The sequence below is a fragment of the Paracoccus sp. N5 genome (assembly GCF_000371965.1).
Lineage (GTDB): Bacteria > Pseudomonadota > Alphaproteobacteria > Rhodobacterales > Rhodobacteraceae > Paracoccus.
This window is the reverse complement of sequence record NZ_AQUO01000003.1, coordinates 122,957-144,121: the sequence shown is the minus strand read 5'-3', so window position 1 is coordinate 144,121 and position 21,165 is coordinate 122,957. Positions and strand designations below refer to the sequence as shown.

The following is a 21,165-nucleotide window of genomic DNA, read 5'->3' as shown; positions in this document are numbered from 1 at the left end:
GGCGGGGCATTCCCGGCCGGCGCCCTTCCATATCCGGACGGCAACCTGAGGGGGGAGCGATGACCGTCAGACGTTTTCACGCCGAGATCGGCACCGCCATCGGCACCGGCGCCATCGGCGCGGCCGCGGTGATCGGCGCCACCGAGCTGGGCTATGGCTGGGAGGAAAGCGGCCCGCAATCGGGTTATTTCCCGTTCTATGTCGGGCTGATCCTGATCGCCGCCAGCCTGTGGAACCTGGTCGCCGCCTTCGTCAAGCATCGCCGCCCGGCGCTGGACGATGCCGGCATCGAAGAGCCGTTCCTGGACGGCGAGCGGCTCGCGCGGCTGGGCGGCTTCCTCGCCGCGATGCTGGCCTTTGTCGTCGCCACCCTGACGCTGGGCATCTATGTCGGCGCGACCGGCTATATCGCCTGGAACGCCTGGCGCAAGGGCGGTTATCGCGCGGCCGTGGCGCTGGCCATCGGGCTGAGCTTCGCCGCGGCGCTTTACGTCATCTTCGAGGTGATCTTCCTGATGCCGCTGCCGAAGGGGCCGATCGAGCCGCTTCTGGGCATCTACTGACAGGGGCGCGTCATGGCCAATTTCGATCTTCTGATGCATGGCTTCGGCGTCGCCATCACGCCGATGCACCTGCTGCTGATGGTGGTGGGCGTGCTTCTGGGCCTGGTCGTCGGCGTGCTGCCGGGGCTCGGGGCGCCGAACGGCGTCTCGCTGCTGATCCCGCTGACCTTCACGCTGGACCCGACCTCGGCCATCATCCTTTTGTCCTCGATGTATTGGGGCGCCCTGTTCGGCGGCTCGACCACCTCGATCCTGTTCAACATCCCGGGCGAGCCAAGCTCGGTCGCGACCACCTTCGACGGCTATCCCATGGCGCGCTCGGGGCAATCGACCCGGGCGCTGACGCTTGCCTTCATGTCGGCCGGCATCGGCGCGCTCCTGGGTGTAATCGTCATCACCCTGCTGGCCGGTTGGGCCTCGAACTTCGCGCTGCGCTTCGGTGCGCCGGAATATTTCGCGGTCTATTTCCTGGCCTTTGCCGCCTTCATCGGCATGGGCAGCGCCTCGCCGGTCAAGACGGTGGTGGCGCTGGCGACGGGGCTGCTGCTCGCCTCGGTCGGCATGGACAACGTGACCGGAGAGGTCCGCCTGACCTTCGGCTTTTCCGATCTTCTGGGCGGCATCAGCTTCCTTGTCGTGGTGATCGGCCTGTTCGGCATCGGCGAGCTGCTGGCCACGGTGCAGGAGGGGCTGTCGTTCCGCGGCGTCTCGTCCCGCATCGACCTGCGCGACGTGCTGCGCACCATCGCCGAGCTGCCGCGCTATTGGGCGACCTCGGTGCGTTCCGGCCTGGTCGGGATCTGGATGGGCATCACGCCCGGCGGGCCGACGGCGGCATCCTTCATGTCCTACGGCATCGCGCGCCAGGCCTCGCGCAAGGGACAGGCCTTCGGCACCGGCCGCCCCGAGGGCATCATCGCCCCCGAGACCGCCGACCACAGCGCCGGCACCTGCGCCATGCTGCCGATGCTGGCGCTTGGCGTGCCGTCCTCGGCCACGGCGGCGGTGATGATGGGCGGGCTGATGATCTGGGGCCTGACGCCCGGGCCGATGCTGTTCGCGACCAAGCCGGATTTCGTCTGGGGCCTGATCGCCAGCATGTATGTGTCGAACGTGATCGGGGTGATCCTGGTCCTGCTGACCGTGCCCATGTTCGCGGCGCTGCTGCGCATCCCGTTCTCGATCATCGGGCCGATGATCGTCGCGATCTGCTTCGTCGGCGGCTATACCGTCTCGAACGCCAGTTTCGATCTGTGGCTGGTGCTGCTCTTCGGCGTGGTCGGCTATCTGTTCACCCGGCTCGACTATCCGCTGGCGCCCCTGGTGCTGGCCATGGTGCTGGGCCACAAGGCCGAGAACGCCTTTCACCAGTCGATGATCCTGTCGGACGGCTCGCTGTCGGTGTTCTTCTCGAACACGCTGGTCAGCTCGATCATGGCGCTGGGGCTGGCGCTGCTGATCCTGCCGAAACTGCTGCACCTGGGCGGGCGCCTGCGTCGCCGCCAGCCGGTCGAATAAGGAAAGAGGGCCGCCATGAACCACCTGCGGATGTTCGCCGGGCGCGAGACGCGCCGCATCGAATGCGCCCTGATCGGCAGCGGCGGCTTCGGCCGCAGCTTCCTGTCGCAGGCGCGCCATGTGCGCGGCCTGTCCTGCCGGCTGGCCTTTGACCGCGACCCGGCCATTGCCGCCGCCGCCCTGGCCGCAACCGGCCATGACCGCGCCGAGATCGCGCAATGCGCCGACGCCGCGCAGATCCGTGCGGCCTGGGCGGCGGGCAAGCCCATCGCCGCCAGCAACCCCGAGCTCTTGGCCGAAGTGCCGGTCGAGGTGGTGCTGGAGGCGACCGGAAACCCCGAGGCCGGCGCCCGCCACGCCCGGCTGGCCATCGAGGCCGACAAGCATGTCGTCATGGTCACCAAGGAGACCGACAGCGTCGTCGGCCCGATCCTGGCGCGCATGGCGGCGGCGCGGGGCCGGGTGGTCTCGCCGGTCGACGGCGACCAGCCCAGCCTGCTGATCGGCCTTGCCACCTGGGCCGAGGTGGTCGGGCTGCGCCTGGTCGCGGCCGGCAAGTCCAGCGAATACGACTTCGTCTATGACCCGGCGATCCGGACCATCACCAGCAACGGTGTGACCGTGCCGGCGCCGGACTTCGGCGCCTGGACCCTGGCCGGCGACCGGCCTTGGCCCGAAGTCGCCGCCGGCCGCGCCAAGGCGGCGGCCGCCCTGCCGCAGCGCGCCGTGCCGGACCTGTGCGAGATGACGGTGGTCGCCAATGCGCTTGGTCTTGGCCCCGACCGCGCCGACCTGCACGCGCCCATCGCCCGCATCACCGAACTGGCCGATGTCATGGCCCCGGCTGCCGACGGCGGCTTGCTGGCCAGGGCGCCGGCGCTCGACGTGTTCCACTGCCTGCGCCTGCCGGGCGAGCCCAGCTTTGCCGGCGGGGTCTTCGTCACCGTCGCCTGCGAGGACGACGAAAGCTGGGCCATGCTGAAGGGCAAGGGCCATGTCGTGGCCCGGAACGGCCGCACCGCCATGATCGGCCTGCCGCGCCACCTGCTGGGCCTGGAAGCCGCCACCACCGTCTTCGAGGTCGCGCTGCTGGGCCAGTCCTCGGGCGTCGCGTCGCCGCGCCCGGTCATCGACCTGACCGCCCATGCCGACCGCGACCTGCCCGCCGGCACGCTGCTGTCGGCCGAGGGGCACCACCATAGCATCGCCCATGTCTCGGGCCGGATGACCCCGGCGGCGGCACTGGCCGAGGACGCGCCGATCCCCTATTATCTGGCGGCGGGGCGCAGGCTCGCGCGCGATGTCGCGGCCGGCCAGCCGATCCGCTGCGCCGACGTGGCCTTGGACGAGGGGTCCGAACTGCTGGCCTTGCGCCGGGCGCAGGACGCGCAGGACTGGAGCTAGGCCATGCTGCTGGGCTGTATCGGCGACGATTTCACCGGCTCGTCCGACCTGGGCAATACGCTGGTCAAGGCCGGCATGCGGACCGTGCAATATTGCGGCATCCCCGACACGCCGGCGGATCCCGCGGTCGAGGCCGGGGTGGTGGCGCTGAAGACCCGCTCGGTCCCGGCGGCCGAGGCGGTGCGCCAGTCGCTGGCGGCGCTGGACTGGCTGCGCGCCCAGGGCTGCCGGCAGTTCCTGTTCAAATATTGCTCGACCTTCGATTCGACGCCGCAGGGCAATATCGGCCCGGTGGCCGAGGCGCTGGCCGAGGCGCTTGGCGCCGATGCGGTGATCTTCTGCCCGGCCTTTCCGGCGGCGGGGCGCACGGTCTGGCAGGGCCACCTGTTCGTCGGCGACCGGCTGCTCAGCGAAAGCGGCATGGAGGCGCATCCGCTGACGCCGATGACCGACCCCGACCTGCGCCGCTGCCTGGCCGCGCAGGCGAGGTGCGGCGTCGGCCACCTGCCGGCCGCGACGGTCTGGCAGGGGGTGCCGGCGATCCGCGCGCGGCTGGCGGCCGAGGCCGGGGCCGGGCGGCCGCTGGTCATTGCCGATGCGATCCGCGACGCCGATCTGGTGGCGCTGGGTCAGGCGGCGGCCGATATGCCGCTGATCACCGGCGGCTCGGGCATCGCGCTGGGGCTGCCGGGGAACTTCGCCCGCGCCGGCCTGCTGGCCGGGGCGGCCGCCCCGTGGCAAGGCCAGCCGGGCCGGGCGGCGGCGCTGTCGGGCTCCTGCTCGCGCGCGACGCGGGGGCAGGTGGCGCGGCATGTCGCGAGCGGCGCGCCCGCGCAGGAGATCGACCCCGAGGCGGTGCTCTCGGGCGCGGCAACCCCCCGGGCGGCGGCCGATTGGGCGCTGGCGCAGGACGGGCTGCCGCTGGTCTATTCCTCGGCCGATCCGCAGGCGGTGCGCGCGGTGCAGGACCGCCATGGCGGCGCCCGGGTTGCGGCCGCGCTGGAGGCGTTCATGGCCGAGACCGCGCGGCTCTTGCTCGCGGGCGGCGTGACCCGGCTGATCACCGCCGGGGGCGAGACCTCGGGCGCGGTGGTCGAGGCGCTGGCCCCCGGCGCGCTGGAGATCGGCCCCGAGATCGCGCCCGGCGTGCCTGCGATGCGCGCCGGCGCGGGGCTGGTGCTGGCGCTGAAATCCGGCAATTTCGGCGCCGAGGATTTCTTTGCCGCCGCCGATTCCGTGCTGGCGGGCCGGGCATGAGCGCGGATGCCCGCCTGCGCGAGCGGCTTTGCGACCTCGCCGCCTCGATGTTCGCGCGCGGGCTGACGGCGGGGTCCAGCGGCAATATCTCGGTCCGGACCCCGGATGGCGGCTTGCTGGTCAGCCCGACCGGCAGCAGCTTCGGCCGGCTCGATCCGGGCCGGCTGGCGCATTTCGACGCCTCGGGCCGGCAGATCGGCGGCGATGCCCCGACCAAGGAAATGCCGCTGCACGCCGCCTTCTACCAGACCCGGACGCGCACGGCGGCGGTGGTGCATCTGCACTCCTGCCATGCCGTGGCGCTGTCGGCGCTGCCCGAGGCGGATGCCGAGGATTTCCTGCCGCCGATCACCCCCTATGCGCTGATGCAGCTGGGCCGGGTGCGGCTCTTGCCCTATTTCCGCCCCGGCGATCCGGCCATGGGCGAGGCGGTGCGCGGCCTGGCCGGCCGCCGCTCGGCGGTGATGCTGGCCAATCACGGGCCGGTCGTCGCGGGGCTCGACCTCGAAGGCGCCTGCAATGCCATCGAGGAGCTGGAAGCCAGCGCCCGGCTGGCCCTGCTGTTGCGCGGCACCCGGCCGAACATGCTGGATGCCGCCCAGGTCGCCGAACTGCTGCACCTGCACGAGATCGCCTGGCAGGACTGACCAAGACATATCAAAAGCGATATGACGAATGGTGGTAATGTCATTTTATCATCATGTCGTTGCGGCGTTATCGTTCCGCCAGGCCGCCGTCGCAAGCCGGGGCCGATGCGGCGAGGCTTCGCCGCCGGGAGGGGGATGCAAGGCAATCGGATGCGCCGCTCTGCGGACGACCGGCCGCGCATGGCCCAAGCCCGGTGCGGCCCGCGCATCCATCGCAAGCGCAAGGGGGATCGGCCCATGTTCCTGTCGCAAATCAGACTGCCCGACGGCAGCCGCGCCGTCGCCCTGCGGCACCAGGGCAAGGCCCGGCTGGTGCCCGGCGCCAGCTCGACCCGCGACTTGGCGCTGGACGCCATCGCCGCCGGCCGCAGCCTGACGGGCGAGGTCCAGGCGCGCGGCGAGGGTGCCGCGGTCGATCTGGCGCAGGCGCTGGCCGAGGGGCGGATGCTGCTGCCGCTGGACCATCCCGACCCGGCGCATCTGCACCTGACCGGAACCGGGCTGACGCATCTCGGCTCGGCCGCGACCAGGAATGCCATGCATGCCAAGCTGGACGGCGACGAGCTGACCGACAGCATGAAGATGTTCCGCATGGGGCTGGAAGGCGGCAAGCCCGGCGCCGGGCAGGTCGGCGCGCAGCCCGAATGGTTCTACAAGGGCAACGGCCATGCCGCCGTGGCGCCCGGCGCGGCATTGGACAGCCCCGGCTTTGCGCTGGACGCGGGCGAAGAGCCGGAAATCGCCGGGCTTTACGTCATCGGCCCGGACGGCACGCCGTTCCGGCTGGGCTTCGCGCTGGGGAACGAGTTTTCCGACCACGTCACGGAACGCGGCAATTACCTGTGGCTGGCGCATTCCAAGCTGCGCCCGGCCAGCTATGGCCCCGAGCTGCGGCTGGGCGACCTGCCGCAGCATGTCGAGGGCAGCAGCCGCGTGATCCGCGACGGCGCGGTGATCTGGGAAAAGCCGTTCCTGTCGGGCGAGGCGAACATGAGCCACAGCCTGGCGAACCTGGAACACCACCATTTCAAATACCCGCTGTTCCGCCAGCCGGGCGACGTGCATGTGCATTTCTTCGGCACGGCGACGCTGTCCTTTGCCGATGGCATCCGGACCCGGCCGGGCGACAGTTTCGAGATCAGTTGCGACGCCTTCGGCCTGCCGCTGCAAAACCCGCTGCGCCAACAGCCCAACGCATCGGCGCCGGTCGCCGTCTCTGCCCTCTGAGGTCGCCCATGTCCTTCAAACCCGCCCCCTGGCCCCGTCCGCTTCGCTCGCAGCACTGGTATGGCGGCACCTCGCGCGACACGATCTATCATCGCGGCTGGATGAAGAACCAGGGCTATCCGCATGACCTGTTCGACGGCCGCCCGGTGATCGGCATCCTGAACACCTGGTCGGATCTGACCCCCTGCAACGGCCACCTGCGCGAGTTGGCCGAGAAGGTGAAGGCGGGCGTCTGGGAGGCCGGCGGCTTTCCGGTCGAGGTGCCGGTGTTCTCGGCGTCCGAGAACACCTTCCGCCCGACCGCGATGATGTTCCGCAACCTCGCCGCGCTGGCCATCGAGGAGACCATCCGCGGCCAGCCGATGGACGGCGCGGTGCTGCTGGTCGGCTGCGACAAGACCACGCCCAGCCTGCTGATGGCGGCGGCCTCGACCGACATTCCCTCGATCATCGTCACCGGCGGGCCGATGCTCAACGGCTATTTCCGCGGCGAGCGCGTGGGCTCCGGCACGCATCTGTGGAAATTCAGCGAGGCCGTGAAGGCCGGCGAGATGACGCAGGAGGAGTTCCTGGAGGCCGAGGCGAGCATGTCCCGATCCTCGGGCACCTGCAACACCATGGGCACGGCCAGCACCATGGCCAGCATGGCCGAGGCGCTGGGGATGGCGCTGTCCGGCAATGCCGCGATCCCGGCGGTGGATTCGCGCCGGCGCGTCATCGCGCAGCTGTCCGGCCGGCGCATCGTGCAGATGGTCAAGGACGACCTGAAGCCCAGCGACATCCTGACCAGGCAGGCTTTCGAGAACGCGATCCGCACCAACGGCGCCATCGGCGGCTCGACCAATGCGGTCATTCACCTGCTGGCGCTGGCGGGCCGGGTCGGAATCGACCTGACGCTGGACGACTGGGATCGCTGCGGCCGCGACGTGAAGACCATCGTGAACCTGATGCCTTCGGGGCAATACCTGATGGAGGAGTTCTTCTATGCCGGCGGGTTGCCCGTCGTCATCAAGCGGCTGGGCGAGGCCGGGCAGTTGCACAAGGACGCGCTGACCGTCAGCGGCGCCACGATCTGGGACGAGGTCAGGGACGTGGTGAACTGGAACGAGGACGTCATCCTGCCCGCCGACCGGCCCCTGACCGACCAGGGCGGCATCGCGGTCTTGCGCGGCAATCTGGCGCCGAACGGGGCGGTGCTGAAGCCCTCGGCCGCCAGCCCGCATTTGCTGGTGCATCGCGGCCGCGCCGTCGTCTTCGAGGATATCGACGATTACAAGGCCCGGATCGAGGACGAGGCGCTGGATATCGACGAGACCTGCGTCATGGTGCTGAAGAATTGCGGCCCCAAGGGCTATCCCGGCATGGCCGAGGTGGGCAACATGGGCCTGCCGCCCAAGGTGCTGAGGAAGGGCATCACCGACATGGTGCGGATCAGCGACGCGCGCATGTCGGGGACGGCTTACGGCACCGTGGTGCTGCACACCTCGCCCGAGGCGGCGGCGGGCGGGCCGCTGGCCGTGGTGCGCGACGGCGACATGATCGAGCTCGACGTGCCGAACCGCCGGCTGCACCTGGACATTTCGGATGCGGAGCTGGCGGCGCGGCTGGCGGCATGGCAGCCGCTGCCCGACCAGCCGGCCAGCGGCTATGCCTGGCTGCATCAGGCGCATGTGATGGGCGCGGATACCGGCGCGGACCTGGATTTCCTGCGCGGCTGCCGCGGCAACCCGGTCGGAAAGGACAGCCACTGATGAAAATCGCGCTCGTCGGTATCGGCAAGATCGCGCTGGACCAGCACGTCCCCGCGCTGACCTCCAGCCCGGACTGGGAATTGGCCGCGACGGTCAGCCGCCATGGCCGCGCCCCGGGCATCGAGGCCTTCCCGCGCATCGAGGCCATGCTCGACGCCCGCCCCGAGATCGGCGCGGTCAGCCTGTGCCTGCCGCCGGTGCCGCGCTTCGAGGCGGCGCAGGCGGTCTTGCGCGCCGGGCGTCACCTGATGCTGGAAAAGCCGCCCGGCGCGACCTTGGCCGAGGTGCATATCCTGCGCGATCTGGCGCAAGCGCAGGGGGTGACGCTTTATGCCACCTGGCATTCGCGCATGGCCCATGCCGTTGCCGGTGCCAAGGCCTGGCTGGCGGATCGCGTGATCCACGAGGGCCGGATCACCTGGCGCGAGGACGTGCGCAAATGGCATCCCGGCCAGGACTGGATTTTCGAGGCCGGCGGCATGGGCGTCTTCGACCCCGGCATCAATGCGCTGTCGATCCTGACCGAGATTCTGCCGATGCCGGTGCATCTGCGCGCCGCCGAGCTGGATTTCCCGGAGAACCGCCAGGCCCCCATCGCGGCGCGGCTGGCGCTGTCGGGCAATATCACCGCCGATTTCGACTTTCGCCAGCAGGGTCCGCAGACCTGGGACATGGAATTCGCGACCGATGCCGGCCGCCTCGCGCTGCGCCTGGGCGGCAATGTGCTGGAGATCGACGGCACCGAGGCCGGGGGGCAGGCCAGCATCATGGGCGAATATCCGGCGCTTTACGCGCACATGGCGGAACTGGTGCGCAAGGGCGCATCCGAGGTGGACCTGTCGCCGATGGTGCTGGTGGCGGATGCCTTTACCCTCGGCAGCCGCAACACCGTGGACGCATTCGAATTCTGAAGGAAGACCGATGGACTGGACACCGCAAGGCAAGCATCTGATCGCAGGCGAATGGATCGGGGGCGAAGCGACATTCCGCTCGGCCCCCGCGCATGGCCCGGCGCATGGTTTCGCCAGCGGCACGGTCGATCTGGTGGACCGGGCCTGCGCCGCGGCCGAGGAGGCGTTCTGGACCTATGGCTGGACCGCGCGCGCCGAACGCGCGGCTTTCCTCGACGCCATCGCCGATGAGATCGAGGCGCGGGCCGAGGCGATCACCCGCATCGGCACGCAGGAAACCGGCCTGCCCGAGGCCCGGCTGCAAGGCGAGCGTGGTCGCACCGTGGGCCAGTTGCGGCTGTTCGCGGATCATATCCGCAAGGGCGATTACCTCGACCGCCGCCATGATCCGGCGCTGCCCGACCGCCAGCCGCCGCGCCCGGATTTGCGGCTGATCCAGCGCCCCATCGGGCCGGTGGCGGTGTTCGGCGCCTCGAACTTCCCGCTGGCCTTTTCGACGGCGGGCGGCGACACCGCCTCGGCCCTGGCGGCGGGATGCCCGGTGGTGGTCAAGGGCCACCCCGCCCATCCCGGCACCGGCGAGATCGTGGCCGAGGCCGTCCATGCCGCCATCCGCGCCACCGGCATGCCCGCCGGCACCTTCGGCTTCATCCATGGCGACCGGCACGAGACCGGCGCGGCGCTGGTGCAACACCCGCTGATCCGCGCCGTGGGCTTCACCGGCAGCCTGCGCGGCGGCCGGGCGCTTTACGACCTCTGCGCCGCGCGGCCCGAGCCGATCCCCTTCTTCGGCGAGCTCGGCAGCATCAACCCCTGTTTCGTGCTGCCGGAGGCGCTGGCGGCGCGCGGCGCGCAGATCGCGCGGGACTGGACCGCCAGCCTGACCATGGGCGCCGGGCAGTTCTGCACCAATCCGGGCCTGCTGGTGCTGCGCGCCGAGGATGCCGACGCCTTCACCGCCGCCGCCACCGAGGCGCTGGCGAACGCCCCCGAACAGGTCATGCTGACCGAGGGCATCGCCGCTGCCTATCGCGAGGGCGCGGCCCGCATCAGGGCCCATGCCACGCCGGTGCTTGAACAGGATAGCCGGGGCCGCAATGCGCGGCCCGGCATCTACCGGACCAGCGCGCGGGACTTCCTGCACAGCCACGACCTGGGGGAAGAGGTCTTTGGCCCGCTCGGCCTTGTCGTCACCACCACCTCGGACGACGAGATGCTGGGCCTTGCCCGCGCGCTGGACGGCCAGCTGACCGCCACCTTGCAGATGGAGGCCGGCGACTTGGGCTTGGCCCGGCGGCTGATGCCGATCCTTGAGCGCAAGGCGGGCCGGGTGCTGGCGAACGGCTGGCCCACCGGGGTCGAGGTCGCAGACGCCATGGTGCATGGCGGGCCTTACCCGGCATCGACGAATTTCGGCGCCACCAGCGTCGGCACCCTGGCGATCCGCCGCTTCCTGCGGCCGGTCTGCTTCCAGAACCTGCCCGACGCATTGCTGCCGGAGGATTTGCGGGGCTGAGAGGAGCGGCCCCGCCCATGACGGTCATAACAGGGAGGAAACCATGACCCGATTCCTGATGAGCACCGCCGCCGCTGCTGCGCTGGCGATCTCGGCCACGGCCGCGCTGGCCGAGGGCGAAACCGTCGGCTTTTCCCAGATCGGCTCGGAATCCGGCTGGCGCGCGGCCGAGACCACGCTGACCAAGAGCCAGGCCGAAGAACGCGGCTTGAAGCTGCAATTCTCGGACGCGCAGCAGAAGCAGGAAAACCAGATCGCCGCAATCCGGTCCTTCATCGCGCAGGGCGTGGATGCGATCCTGCTGGCGCCGGTCGTCGCCACCGGCTGGGACGCCGTGCTGCAAGAGGCCAAGGAGGCCGAGATCCCGGTCGTGCTGCTGGACCGGCAGGTGGACAGTTCGGACGACCTGTATCTGACCGCCGTGGGGTCCAATCTGGTGCATGAGGGCGAGGTCGCCGGCAAATGGCTGGTCGATACCGTCGGCGACAAGGAATGCCGCGTGGTCGAATTGCAGGGCACCACCGGATCCAGCCCCGCCATCGACCGCAAGAAGGGTTTCGAGAACGCGCTGGCCGGGCATGACAACCTGAAGATCGTGCGCAGCCAGACCGGCGATTTCACCCGCGCCCAGGGCAAGGAGGTGATGGAGAGCTTTCTTCAGGCCGAGAACGGCGGCAAGGACATCTGCGCGCTTTACGCCCATAACGACGACATGGCGGTCGGCGCCATCCAGGCCATCAAGGAGGCCGGGCTGAAGCCGGGCACCGACATCCTGGTCGTCTCCATCGACGGGGTGCCGGACCTGTTCCAGGCCATGGCCAATGGCGAGGCGAATGCCACCGTCGAGCTGACGCCGAACATGGCCGGCCCGGCCTTCGACGCGCTGGAAGCCTATTGGAAGGACGGCACCCAGCCGGCGAAGTTCCTGCAGACCGAGTCGAAGCTCTACACCCAGGCCGACGATCCCGCCGGCGAATACGAGCGCCGCAAGGGCCTGGGCTACTGACCCCGCAGCGCCGGGCCGCCGCTGCGCGGCCCGGCAAGCGGCAGAAGGAGGGGCGCGATGCTGCTGACCATCCGGTCTTTGACCAAGACATTCCCGGGCACGAAGGCGCTGGACGCGGTGGATTTCGACCTGGCCGCCGGCGAGATCCACGCGCTGCTGGGCGAGAACGGCGCCGGCAAGTCCACGCTGATCAAATGCCTGACCGGCGCCTATCGTCGCGACGGCGGCACCATCTCTCTGGACGGCGCGCAGATCGACCCGCAATCCACGGTCGAGGCGCAGGAGCAGGGCATCGGCACCGTCTATCAGGAGGTGAACCTGCTGCCCAACCTGACCGTGGCGCAGAACCTGATGTTCGGCTGTGAGCCGCGCCGCTGGGGGCTGATCGACAGCCGCGCCCTGCGGGCCGGGGCGCGCGAGACGCTGCGGCCCTATGGCCTGGATATCGACGTGGACCGCGACCTTGGCAGCTATTCCGTCGCCATCCAGCAGATCGTCGCCATCGCCCGCGCCGTGGCGCTGTCGGGCAAGGTGCTGATCCTGGACGAGCCGACCGCCAGCCTGGACGCGGCCGAGGTGCGCATGGTCTTCGACGTGGTGCGGGGGCTGCGCGAGCGCGGCCTGGGCATCGTCTTCGTGTCGCATTTCCTCGACCAGGTGTTCGACCTGACCGACCGGGTGACCGTGCTGCGGAACGGCCGCAAGATCGTCACCGAGCGCACGGCCGCGCTGGACCGGGTGAAGCTGATCGAGCACATGCTGGGCCGCGCGCTGGAGCATGAGGTGGCCGAGCAGGCCGCCCGGACCGCCGCCGCCCGTCCTCCCCTGCTGGAATTCCGCGGCTTCGGCCGGCGCGGCGTGGTCGAGCCCTTCGACCTGACCGTGGGGCAGGGCGAGGTGGTGGGGCTGGCGGGCCTGCTGGGCTCGGGCCGCACGGAAAGCGCCGAGATGATGTTCGGCGTGCGTCCCGCGCAATCGGGCGAGGCCAGCGACGCGCAGTCCCGGCTGGACCTGTCCAGCCCACGCGCCGCCATCGCGCAGGGCTTCGGCTTCGTCCCCGAGGAGCGCAAGACCGACGGCATCGTCGACGAACTGTCGATCCGCGAGAACATCATCCTGGGCCTGCAAGCCCGGCGCGGCTGGGCGCGCAGGATCCCGCGCGCCGAGCAAAACCGCATCGCCGACGACTATATCAAGCGGCTCGACATCCGCACCTCGGGCCGGGAAAAGCCCATCGGCGAGCTGTCCGGCGGCAACCAGCAAAAGGCGATCCTTGCCCGCTGGCTGGCGATGAACCCGCGTTTCCTGATCCTGGACGAGCCGACGCGCGGCATCGACGTCGGCGCCCATGCCGAGATCCTGCGCCTGATCCGCGAGCTGACCCAGGCCGGCATGTCGATCCTGCTGGTCAGTAGCGAGATCGACGAGCTGGTCGCCAGCGCCGACCGGGTGATCGTGCTGCGCGACCGCCGCCATGTCGCGGAGCTTTCCGGGCCGCGCGTGACCGGGGCCGAGATCATGCGCGCCATCGCCGGCGGGGGGGTGGCGGCATGACCCTGCTGAAACGCATTGCCCCGCAACTGGTGGCGCTGGCGCTGCTGGTGGCGCTGGTGACGGTGTTCTATCCGGGTTTCCTGAAGATCGGCATCAGCGGCGACCGGCTGGTCGGGCCGATGATCGACGTGCTGAAGCGCGGCGCGCCGGTGGCGCTGCTGGCCACGGGCATGACGCTGGTCATCGCCACGCGCGGCATCGACCTGTCGGTCGGCACCACCATGGCGATCTGCGGCGCGGTCGCCGCCTCGGCCGTGGCCGGCGGCTGGGGGCTGGGGCCGGCGCTGCTGCTGGCCTTGGCCGCTGGTGCGCTCGCGGGGCTGTGGAACGGGCTCCTGGTCGCCGTGGTCGGCATCCAGCCCTTCGTCGCGACGCTGATCCTGATGACCATGGGGCGCGGCATCGCCCAGCTCATTACCGAAGGGCGCATCCTGACCTTCACCGACGCGGGCTTCGCCTTCTTCGGCTCGGGCAGCCTCTTGGGCCTGCCGGTGCCGGCCTGGCTGTGGCTGGCCTGCGGCCTGGGCATGGCGGCGCTGATGCGGCGCAGCGCGCTTGGCCTGCTGGTCGAATCCATCGGCATCAACCGCCGCGCCAGCGCCCTGGCCGGGGTGAACGCCACAGTGCTGCTGATCGCGGTCTATGTCGTCTCGGGGCTTTGCGCGGCGCTGGCCGGGATCGTCGTCACCGCCGACATCCGCGGCGCCGATGCCAACAACGCCGGGCTGTGGCTGGAGCTTGACGCCATCCTCGCCGTGGTGATCGGCGGCAATTCGCTGCTGGGCGGGCGGTTCTCGATCATCGCCTCGCTCTTGGGCGCGCTGATCATCCAGACCATCGACACCGGCATCCTGCTGGCCGGGTTCCCGTCCGAATACAACCTGGTCCTCAAGGCCGGGCTGGTGCTGGTGATCCTGGTGCTGCAATCGCCGCGCATCGCCGGGGAATGGCGGATCTGGCGCGACAGCCACCGCGCCAGCCGCGAGGCCGCGCTGCACCGAGGAGCCGCGAAATGAACACCCGCGCCCTGCCGCTTTACGCGACCGTCGTGATCTTCCTGCTGGCTTACCTGCTGTGCTGGCTGCAATTCTCGAACATCCTGTCCACGCGGGTGGTGGGCAACCTGCTGACCGACAATGCCTATCTGGGCATCGTCGCGGTCGGCATGACGCTGGTGATCCTGTCGGGCGGCATCGACCTGTCGGTGGGCAGCGTCATCGCCTTTTCCGGCGTCTTCATCGCCGTGATCCTGCGCGAGACGTCACTGCACCCGCTGGTGGTCTTTGCCCTGCTGCTGGCGCTGACCACGGCTTTCGGCGCGGCCATGGGCTTTTTGATCGACCGGCTGGCCATGCCCGCCTTCATCGTCACGCTGGCCGGCATGTTCCTGGCGCGCGGCGCGGCCTATATGCTGTCGATCGACTCGGTGCCGATCGCGCATCCCTTCTACAAGACCCTGCAATCGGCCTATTGGCTGATGCCGGGCAAGGGCCGGCTGACGCTGATCGGGGTCGTCATGCTGCTGACCGTGCTGGCGGGCATGGTCGTCGCCCACAAGACCCGCTTCGGCGCATCCGTCTATGCGCTTGGCGGCGGCGAGGCCACGGCGCGGCTGATGGGTGTGCGGCAGGGGCGCACGACCATGCTGGTCTATGCGTTTTCCGGGCTGATGGCGGGACTGTCGGGGATCGTGTTCTCGATCTATACCGGCTCGGGCTATTCGCTGGCGACGGTGGGGACGGAGCTGACCGCCATCGCGGCGGTGGTGATCGGCGGCACGCTGCTGACCGGGGGCGCGGGCTATATGTTCGGCACGCTGGTCGGCGTGCTGACCATGGGGCTGATCCAGACCTACATCGTCTTCGACGGCACGCTGTCGAGCTGGTGGACCAAGATCGTCATCGGCGTGCTGCTGCTGGTGTTCATCCTGCTGCAGAAGGGGCTGCTGAAACTGTCGCAATCCCGTCTGGCGTGATCGCGAAACTTGCGGTTCCCGTCCGCTGCTTTCATAGTCGGCGCGGGCAGCGATGAGACGGCGGAATGGACGCAAGCGCGGCGGATGAAAAGACCAAGCCTCCCCGGCGGATGCTGCGGGAGGCGCCGCCGTCGGCGCTGTTCGCCGAGATCCCGCAGCTGGCCGAGCTGGTCAAGCTGCGCCCGCGCGCGGCCGAGGAGGGGCTGGCCTTCCTGCACCGGCTGCGCGCCTCGACCACGCCGGAAGAGGCCGTGACCTTCACCGCCTTCGCCGCCCTGCCCAGCGTGGCGGCGGGCTGGGGCTATGAATGCCTGCGGCTGATGGCCGACCACCTGCAACCGCAGGAGCGCCCGGCGATGCAGCAGATCGCCGCCTGGCTGGCGCAGCCCACGACCCGGCAGCGGCACGAGATCATGCGCGCGGCGCTTTGGGCGCCGACGCGCAGCCCCTCGGTCCTGCTGGCGCTGGCGGTGGGCTGGTCCACGGGCACGCCGGCGCCGAACGACCCCGAACGCTCGGCCCCGCACAAGGCGCCGGTGGCGCTGAACAGCGCGGTGCTGTCCTGCCTGGCGCGGGCGGACCTGTCGCGGCGGTCGTTCTATCTTGCGCGATTCCTGGATATGGCCGAGGCGCTGTTTCGTGCCTATTGACAAGACATGACCCTGACCCTGCAAATCGAGAACTTCCATGTGCTGGACGACGGCGGCCCGGTCAGCGTCGCCGTGCCGCAGCGCGGGCTTCAGGTCGGGCGCCGCTCGGGCATGGACTGGGTGCTGCCCGACGCCAGCCGCCACATCTCGGGCCATCATTTCGACGTGGGGTTCGAGGAGGGGCGCTGGCTGCTGCGCGACCGCTCGACCAACGGCACCTTCCTGCAAGGCCATCGCCACCGGCTGGACGGGGCGCATGTCCTGCGCCACGGCGACCGCTTCCAGGTCGGGCAATATGTCATCGTGGCGCTGTTCGACCAGCCGGCCGCGGCGCCGATGACGCCGGGCTCGCTGCCCGAGCATCGCGTGGACAGCCCGGTGGACGAGCCGGTGGTCGACGATCCCTGGGCGCTGGCCCCGGCACCCGCGCCCATCGACGTGACGCCGCCCTCCGAGATCCGGCGCGGCCCGGATTTCGCCAGCGACTTCATGGCCTTTCCCAGCCCGCCGCCCGAAGCGGCCCCCGCGCCGATGGCGCCCGTCCCGGCCCCTGCGCCCCCGGCCGAGGATCCGTCCGCCGTGCTGCGCGCCTTTTGCGAGGGCGCGGGCCTGTCGCCCGACCTGGCGCGCAATGTCGCGGCCGAGGATCTGGCCCGCGCGCTTGGCCAGGCCCTGAGCGCCGTCGCGGGCCAGGTCATGGCCGGGTTGCAGGACCGGGCGGCGGCGCGGCATTTCACCCGCTCGGCCGAGCGCACCATGCGCGGCGCCAGCGACAACAACCCGCTGAAATTCCTGCCCGATGCCGGCGAGGCGCTGGAGGCGCTGTTCCTGCGCCCGCGCGCCGGCTTCCTGACCGGCGCCGCCGGTTTCGACGCGGCGCTTGGCGACCTGCGCCGCCACCAGACCGCGCTTTTCGCCGCGCTGCAACCGGCGCTGCTGGGCCTGGTCGGCGATCTCGCGCCCGAGCGGATCGAGGGCGAGGTCAAGGGCGGCGGGCTGATGGGCAACCGCAAGGCCAAGGCCTGGGACGAATATGTCGCGCGCTGGGACGCCCGCACCGCCAGCGAGAACGGCATCCTGGACGAATTCCTGCGCCTGTTCGCCGAGGCCTATCGCAAGGCCCATGACGGCGGACCTGGCGGGGGCGCGCCGTGACGAGAGGATTTCGATTTGGCTGATTTCAACGTGCTGGAACCCCTGGCCAACGAGCCGCCCTGCGGTCCCGACCTGGAGGCGCAGGAGGACGACGCCTTCCTCGACTATTACTACGAGGCGGAATCGCGCCTGCCCGAGCGTTACTTCATCCCCGGCAATCCCGGCGACCGGCGCGAGGACCGGCTGTTTGACCCGCGCTCGGTCGATCTGGGGGCCGAGGCGGCGGCGATCCGGGCGCTGCTGGCGCGGTCGCGCGACCTGCGGCTGCTGAGCCTCTTGGCGCGGTTCCAGATCCTGGCCGGGCGGCTCGAGGATTTCACCGCCACGGTCGAGGACATGGCGGCAGCTCTGGCGCAATGGCCGCATGATCTGCACCCGCAGGGCAGCGCGCGCCGCGCCGCCATCGAGGCGCTGAACGCCCAGGCGACCGCGGTGATGCCGCTCATGCACCTGTCGGTGGTGCCGAACGGCGAAGTGACGTTGCGTCGCTATATGGTGGTGACCGGCAAGGCCAGCCCGCGCGAATCCGAACAGGACCTGGCGGGCTCGGACTTCCTGGGCGCGCTGCGTTCGGACGCCAATCTGCGCGCGGTGACGCAGGTGCACGAACGGCTGTCGCGGCTGCTGGACGCGCTGCACCGCATCGCGGCGCTGGCGGCGGGGCAGGGCTTCCGCCCCGATCTGGCCGCGCTGCGCGATGCGGCGGCCGAGATGCAGGGCATGATCGCCGCCGCCCGGCCCGAGCTGCCGCCCTGGCAGGCCGCGGCCGAAGCCGAAGCGCCCGTTCCCGCCGCGGACCCGACCGTCGCCGATGCGCCGGCGCCGCTGCCCGCCCCTCCGGCAAGCGAGCGCCCGGTCCCCGACCGCGCCGCGGCCGAGGCGGCGCTGGACGCGGCGCGCGCCTGGCTGGCCGTGCAGGAGCCTTCTTCCCCGGCGCTGATGCTGGTCGCGCAGGCGCGCGCGCTGATCGGCCGCCCGCTGGTCGAGGCGCTGGAGATGCTGATGCCGCAGCAGGCCGGCGCCGCCGTGCTGCGCATCGGTCAGGGCACGCCCTTCGCCCTGCCGATGGAGCGGCTGAAGGCGCTGACCCAGGCCGGGCTGGAAGGCCGCCCCGCGGTCACGCCCACGCCCGCCGCGCCGCCGCCGATCGCCCGCCGCGCCGATCTGGTCGCCACGCTGCAAGGCGTCGAGGGCTATTTCGCCGCCCACGAACCGGCCAGCCCGGTGCCGTTGCTTCTGGCCAAGGCGCGTGACATGCTGCACAAGCGTTTTGACGCCATCGTGGCGGAATTGCTTGCCCAGGCGGGTTCCGGCGGGGAAACTTAGGGCAGTTTTGCGGAATTGACTCGCCGGGTGTTTTACAGTTTGCCTTGCGCAATGGAGGATTGATCTGATGGCTTCGGACAAGGCGACCGATTTTATCAAGCGCAACCGCCCGCCTCGGGTGAATATTTCCTACGAAGACCCCTATGACAGCGAGAAGATGGTCGAGCTGCCCTTCGTCATGGGCGTCATGGCCGACCTGTCGGGCAATGCCTCCGAGGTCGAGAAACCCGAGATGGAAGAGCGCGACTTCGTCGATGTGACCGCCGCGACGCTGGACGACTACATGAAGAGCGTGGCCCCCGGCGCCAGCTTCAACGTCCAGAACAAGCTGGGCGGCGAGGGCCGGCTGGGCGTCTCGCTGACCTTCGAAAGCATGGACGACTTCAACCCGGCCGCCGTCGCGCGCCAGATCCCGGCGCTGAAGAAGCTGCTGGAGGCGCGTCAGCACCTGGCGAACCTGCAACGCTACATGAACTCGAAGCCCAAGGCGCAGGAGCAGATCCGCAAGCTTCTGAACGACCCCGAACTGATGGCCGCCCTGGCCGAGCGCGAGACGTCGAAATCGGCCGAGGAAGAGGATAACTGATGGCGCAGAAACAGCAGGCCGAGGCCGCAGGCAGCCTGACCGGCCTTGACGAATTCTCGGACATCCTGAAGCAGACCATCAAGCCGCGCACCGACATCGCCGCGAAAGAGGTCGACAATGCCGTGGTCGCGCTGGTGCGCGAGGCGCTGGACGACGAGACCCTGATCGCCGAGGACGTGATCGACACCATCGACGCGATGCTGTCGAAGCTGGACCAGAAGCTGACCGAGCAGCTGAACGAGGTCATCCACAACGAGGAATTCCAGAAGCTGGAATCGTCGTGGCGCGGGCTAGCCTATACCATCAACCACTCCGAGACCGACGCCTCGCTGCGCGTGAAGGTGATGAACGTCTCGAAGAAGGAACTGCAGCAGATGTTCCGGCGCTATCCCGGCGCCAAATGGGACAAGTCGCCGCTGAACATGCGCGTCTACGAGGCCGAATTCGGCACCCTGGGCGGCAAGCCCTTCGGCGCGCTGATCGGCGACTTCTACTTCGACCATTCGACGGCCGATGTGGCGCTGCTGCGCGATATGTCCAAGATCGCCGCCGCGGCGCATGCGCCCTTCATCTCGGCCGCCGCGCCCGAGCTTCTGGGCATGGACAGCTGGACCGAGCTCGGCACGCCGCCCGACCTGTCGGAAATCTTCGACACGCCAGATTACGCCGCCTGGAACGGGCTGCGCGACAGCGAGAATTCGCGCTATGTCGCGCTGACCATGCCGCGCGTTCTGGCGCGCGAGCCCTACGGCCAAAACTCGAATTCCGTGGTCGAGGAATTCAACTTCGAGGAAGAGACCGACGGCCACGCCGGTCAGAAATATTCCTGGATGAATGCCGCCCATGCGCTGGCGGTGAACATCAACCGCGCGCACAAGGAACACGGCTGGACCGTGCAGATCCGCGGCGTGCAGTCGGGCGGCGAGGTGCTGAACCTGCCCACGCATAATTTCGACACCGGCGACGGGTCCAAGGATCTGAAATGCCCGACCGAGGTGTCGATCACGGACCGGCGCGAGGCCGAGCTGTCCAAGGCCGGGATGATCGGCCTGATCCATCGCAAGCACACCGACAAGGCGGCGTTCATCGGTGCGCAGACGCTGTATCGGCCCAAGAAATACGTCGATGACCAGGCGACGGCCTCGGACAATATGTCCTCGCGGTTGCCCTATATCTTCGCGGTGTCACGCTTCAGTCACTATCTGAAGTGCATGGTGCGCGACAAGATCGGGCAAAGCCCGGACCGGCTGCAATTGCAGACCCAGTTGCAGACCTGGATCAACAAATACGTCTCGGGCAACCCCGAGAGCGCGACCGAGCGCGAGAAGGCCAAGAAACCCTTGGCCGGTGCGAAGGTGGAAGTGGTGGAGGACGAAGAGAACCCCGGCTACTACATGGGGAAATTCTACCTGAAACCGCACTTCCAGCTGGAAGGCATGGATGTCGGCATGTCGCTGGTCTCCAAGCTGCCGAAAGGCAAGTAACCCATTGAGATGATTATTATAGCCAAGGAGTGATCGAATGGCTGTCGATATCTTTCTGAAACTTTCCAACAACATCAAGGGCGAATCCCAGGACGACACCCACCGCGACGAGATCGACGTGCTGGCCTGGAACTGGGGCCTGACCCAGTCGGGCACCACCCATGTCGGTTCGGGTGGCGGCGGCGGCAAGGTCAACGTGCAGGATATTACCCTGACCAAATACGTCGACCTGGCCACCAACGACCTGATCAAGCGCTGCACCAACGGCGAGCACATCGAGGATGGCGAGCTGATCGTGCGCAAGTCGGGCGGCGCGGCTCCGGTCGAATATTTCCGCATCAAGATGAGCAAGATCATGATCACCAGCTATTCGACTGGTGGCGCCAAGGACGGTCTTGACCGCATCCAGGAAACCCTGACCCTGAACTTCCGCAAGTTCGAGGTGGCCTATACCCTGCAAGAGGACACCGGGGCCGCCGGCGCCGAGACCCTGGCCGGCTGGGACATCGCCGAGAACAAGGAGTGGAGCGCCTAAGCGCCCCCTTGCCAGCAATCGGGGACAGGGTCGGCCAAGCCGGCCCTGTTCCTTTGCGCGCCGGACCTTTGCCCGGGCGCGCCGCAACCGGGGGCCGATG

General features: G+C 69.4%; 19 protein-coding genes. All 19 read left to right on the top strand.

The genetic code is table 11. From position 1 onward, the window contains the following. Window positions 1-59: 59 nt before the first annotated feature. Window positions 60-563 (top strand): tripartite tricarboxylate transporter TctB family protein, encoded by a 504-nt coding sequence (locus PARN5_RS0119995; protein ID WP_018001549.1) that lies wholly within the window; start codon window positions 60-62, stop codon window positions 561-563. A gap of 12 nt (window positions 564-575) precedes the next feature. Further along, window positions 576-2,081 carry a tripartite tricarboxylate transporter permease gene (locus PARN5_RS0119990; protein WP_018001548.1) on the top strand — a complete coding sequence of 502 codons (1,506 nt, stop codon included), beginning with the start codon at window positions 576-578 and terminating at the stop codon, window positions 2,079-2,081. 15 nt (window positions 2,082-2,096) lie between these two features. Then, window positions 2,097-3,485, top strand: coding sequence for an SAF domain-containing protein (locus PARN5_RS0119985; protein ID WP_018001547.1), 1,389 nt, complete (start codon window positions 2,097-2,099; stop codon window positions 3,483-3,485). 3 nt (window positions 3,486-3,488) lie between these two features. Continuing rightward, on the top strand, window positions 3,489-4,742 hold the full coding sequence (otnK, locus tag PARN5_RS0119980) for a 3-oxo-tetronate kinase (RefSeq protein WP_018001546.1): 1,254 nt from the start codon (window positions 3,489-3,491) through the stop codon (window positions 4,740-4,742). Beyond that, the gene (locus PARN5_RS0119975) at window positions 4,739-5,389 is read left to right on the top strand and encodes an aldolase (RefSeq protein WP_018001545.1); all 651 of its coding nucleotides are present in this window, start codon (window positions 4,739-4,741) and stop codon (window positions 5,387-5,389) included. Before otnK ends, PARN5_RS0119975 begins: the two co-directional genes overlap by 4 nt. Window positions 5,390-5,626: 237 nt before the next feature. After that, window positions 5,627-6,616, top strand: coding sequence for an AraD1 family protein (araD1, locus tag PARN5_RS0119970; RefSeq protein WP_026155597.1), 990 nt, complete (start codon window positions 5,627-5,629; stop codon window positions 6,614-6,616). Between the two features lie 8 nt (window positions 6,617-6,624). Further along, on the top strand, window positions 6,625-8,367 hold the full coding sequence (araD, locus tag PARN5_RS0119965; protein WP_018001543.1) for an L-arabinonate dehydratase: 1,743 nt from the start codon (window positions 6,625-6,627) through the stop codon (window positions 8,365-8,367). After that, window positions 8,367-9,278 (top strand): Gfo/Idh/MocA family oxidoreductase, encoded by a 912-nt coding sequence (locus PARN5_RS0119960; protein WP_018001542.1) that lies wholly within the window; start codon window positions 8,367-8,369, stop codon window positions 9,276-9,278. Before araD ends, PARN5_RS0119960 begins: the two co-directional genes overlap by 1 nt. A gap of 10 nt (window positions 9,279-9,288) precedes the next feature. Continuing rightward, a complete protein-coding gene (locus tag PARN5_RS0119955; protein WP_018001541.1) occupies window positions 9,289-10,794 on the top strand; it encodes an aldehyde dehydrogenase (NADP(+)) in 1,506 nt (501 codons plus the stop codon). Between the two features lie 43 nt (window positions 10,795-10,837). Then, on the top strand, window positions 10,838-11,800 hold the full coding sequence (gene ytfQ, locus PARN5_RS0119950) for a galactofuranose ABC transporter, galactofuranose-binding protein YtfQ (protein ID WP_018001540.1): 963 nt from the start codon (window positions 10,838-10,840) through the stop codon (window positions 11,798-11,800). 57 nt (window positions 11,801-11,857) lie between these two features. After that, a complete protein-coding gene (locus PARN5_RS0119945) occupies window positions 11,858-13,354 on the top strand; it encodes a sugar ABC transporter ATP-binding protein (protein ID WP_018001539.1) in 1,497 nt (498 codons plus the stop codon). Continuing rightward, the gene (locus PARN5_RS0119940) at window positions 13,351-14,370 is read left to right on the top strand and encodes an ABC transporter permease (protein WP_018001538.1); all 1,020 of its coding nucleotides are present in this window, start codon (window positions 13,351-13,353) and stop codon (window positions 14,368-14,370) included. The genes PARN5_RS0119945 and PARN5_RS0119940 overlap by 4 nt, the downstream gene beginning before the upstream one ends. After that, window positions 14,367-15,329, top strand: a complete 963-nt coding sequence (yjfF, locus tag PARN5_RS0119935) for a galactofuranose ABC transporter, permease protein YjfF (protein ID WP_018001537.1) — start codon at window positions 14,367-14,369, stop codon at window positions 15,327-15,329. The genes PARN5_RS0119940 and yjfF overlap by 4 nt, the downstream gene beginning before the upstream one ends. Window positions 15,330-15,394: 65 nt before the next feature. Next, window positions 15,395-15,979: a hypothetical protein gene (locus tag PARN5_RS0119930; RefSeq protein WP_026155596.1), complete on the top strand. Its 585-nt coding sequence runs from the start codon at window positions 15,395-15,397 to the stop codon at window positions 15,977-15,979. A gap of 6 nt (window positions 15,980-15,985) precedes the next feature. Next, complete coding sequence (tagH, locus tag PARN5_RS0119925; RefSeq protein WP_018001535.1) at window positions 15,986-17,134, top strand: type VI secretion system-associated FHA domain protein TagH; 1,149 nt, start codon at window positions 15,986-15,988, stop codon at window positions 17,132-17,134. 15 nt (window positions 17,135-17,149) lie between these two features. Beyond that, window positions 17,150-18,460, top strand: a complete 1,311-nt coding sequence (locus tag PARN5_RS0119920) for a type VI secretion system ImpA family N-terminal domain-containing protein (RefSeq protein ID WP_018001534.1) — start codon at window positions 17,150-17,152, stop codon at window positions 18,458-18,460. Between the two features lie 67 nt (window positions 18,461-18,527). Then, window positions 18,528-19,046: a type VI secretion system contractile sheath small subunit gene (gene tssB / locus PARN5_RS0119915; protein WP_018001533.1), complete on the top strand. Its 519-nt coding sequence runs from the start codon at window positions 18,528-18,530 to the stop codon at window positions 19,044-19,046. Further along, complete coding sequence (tssC, locus tag PARN5_RS0119910; protein WP_018001532.1) at window positions 19,046-20,530, top strand: type VI secretion system contractile sheath large subunit; 1,485 nt, start codon at window positions 19,046-19,048, stop codon at window positions 20,528-20,530. Before tssB ends, tssC begins: the two co-directional genes overlap by 1 nt. Before the next feature lie 37 nt (window positions 20,531-20,567). Then, entirely contained in the window at window positions 20,568-21,065 is a 498-nt protein-coding gene (locus PARN5_RS0119905; RefSeq protein WP_018001531.1) for a type VI secretion system tube protein Hcp, read from the top strand. Window positions 21,066-21,165: the final 100 nt, after the last annotated feature.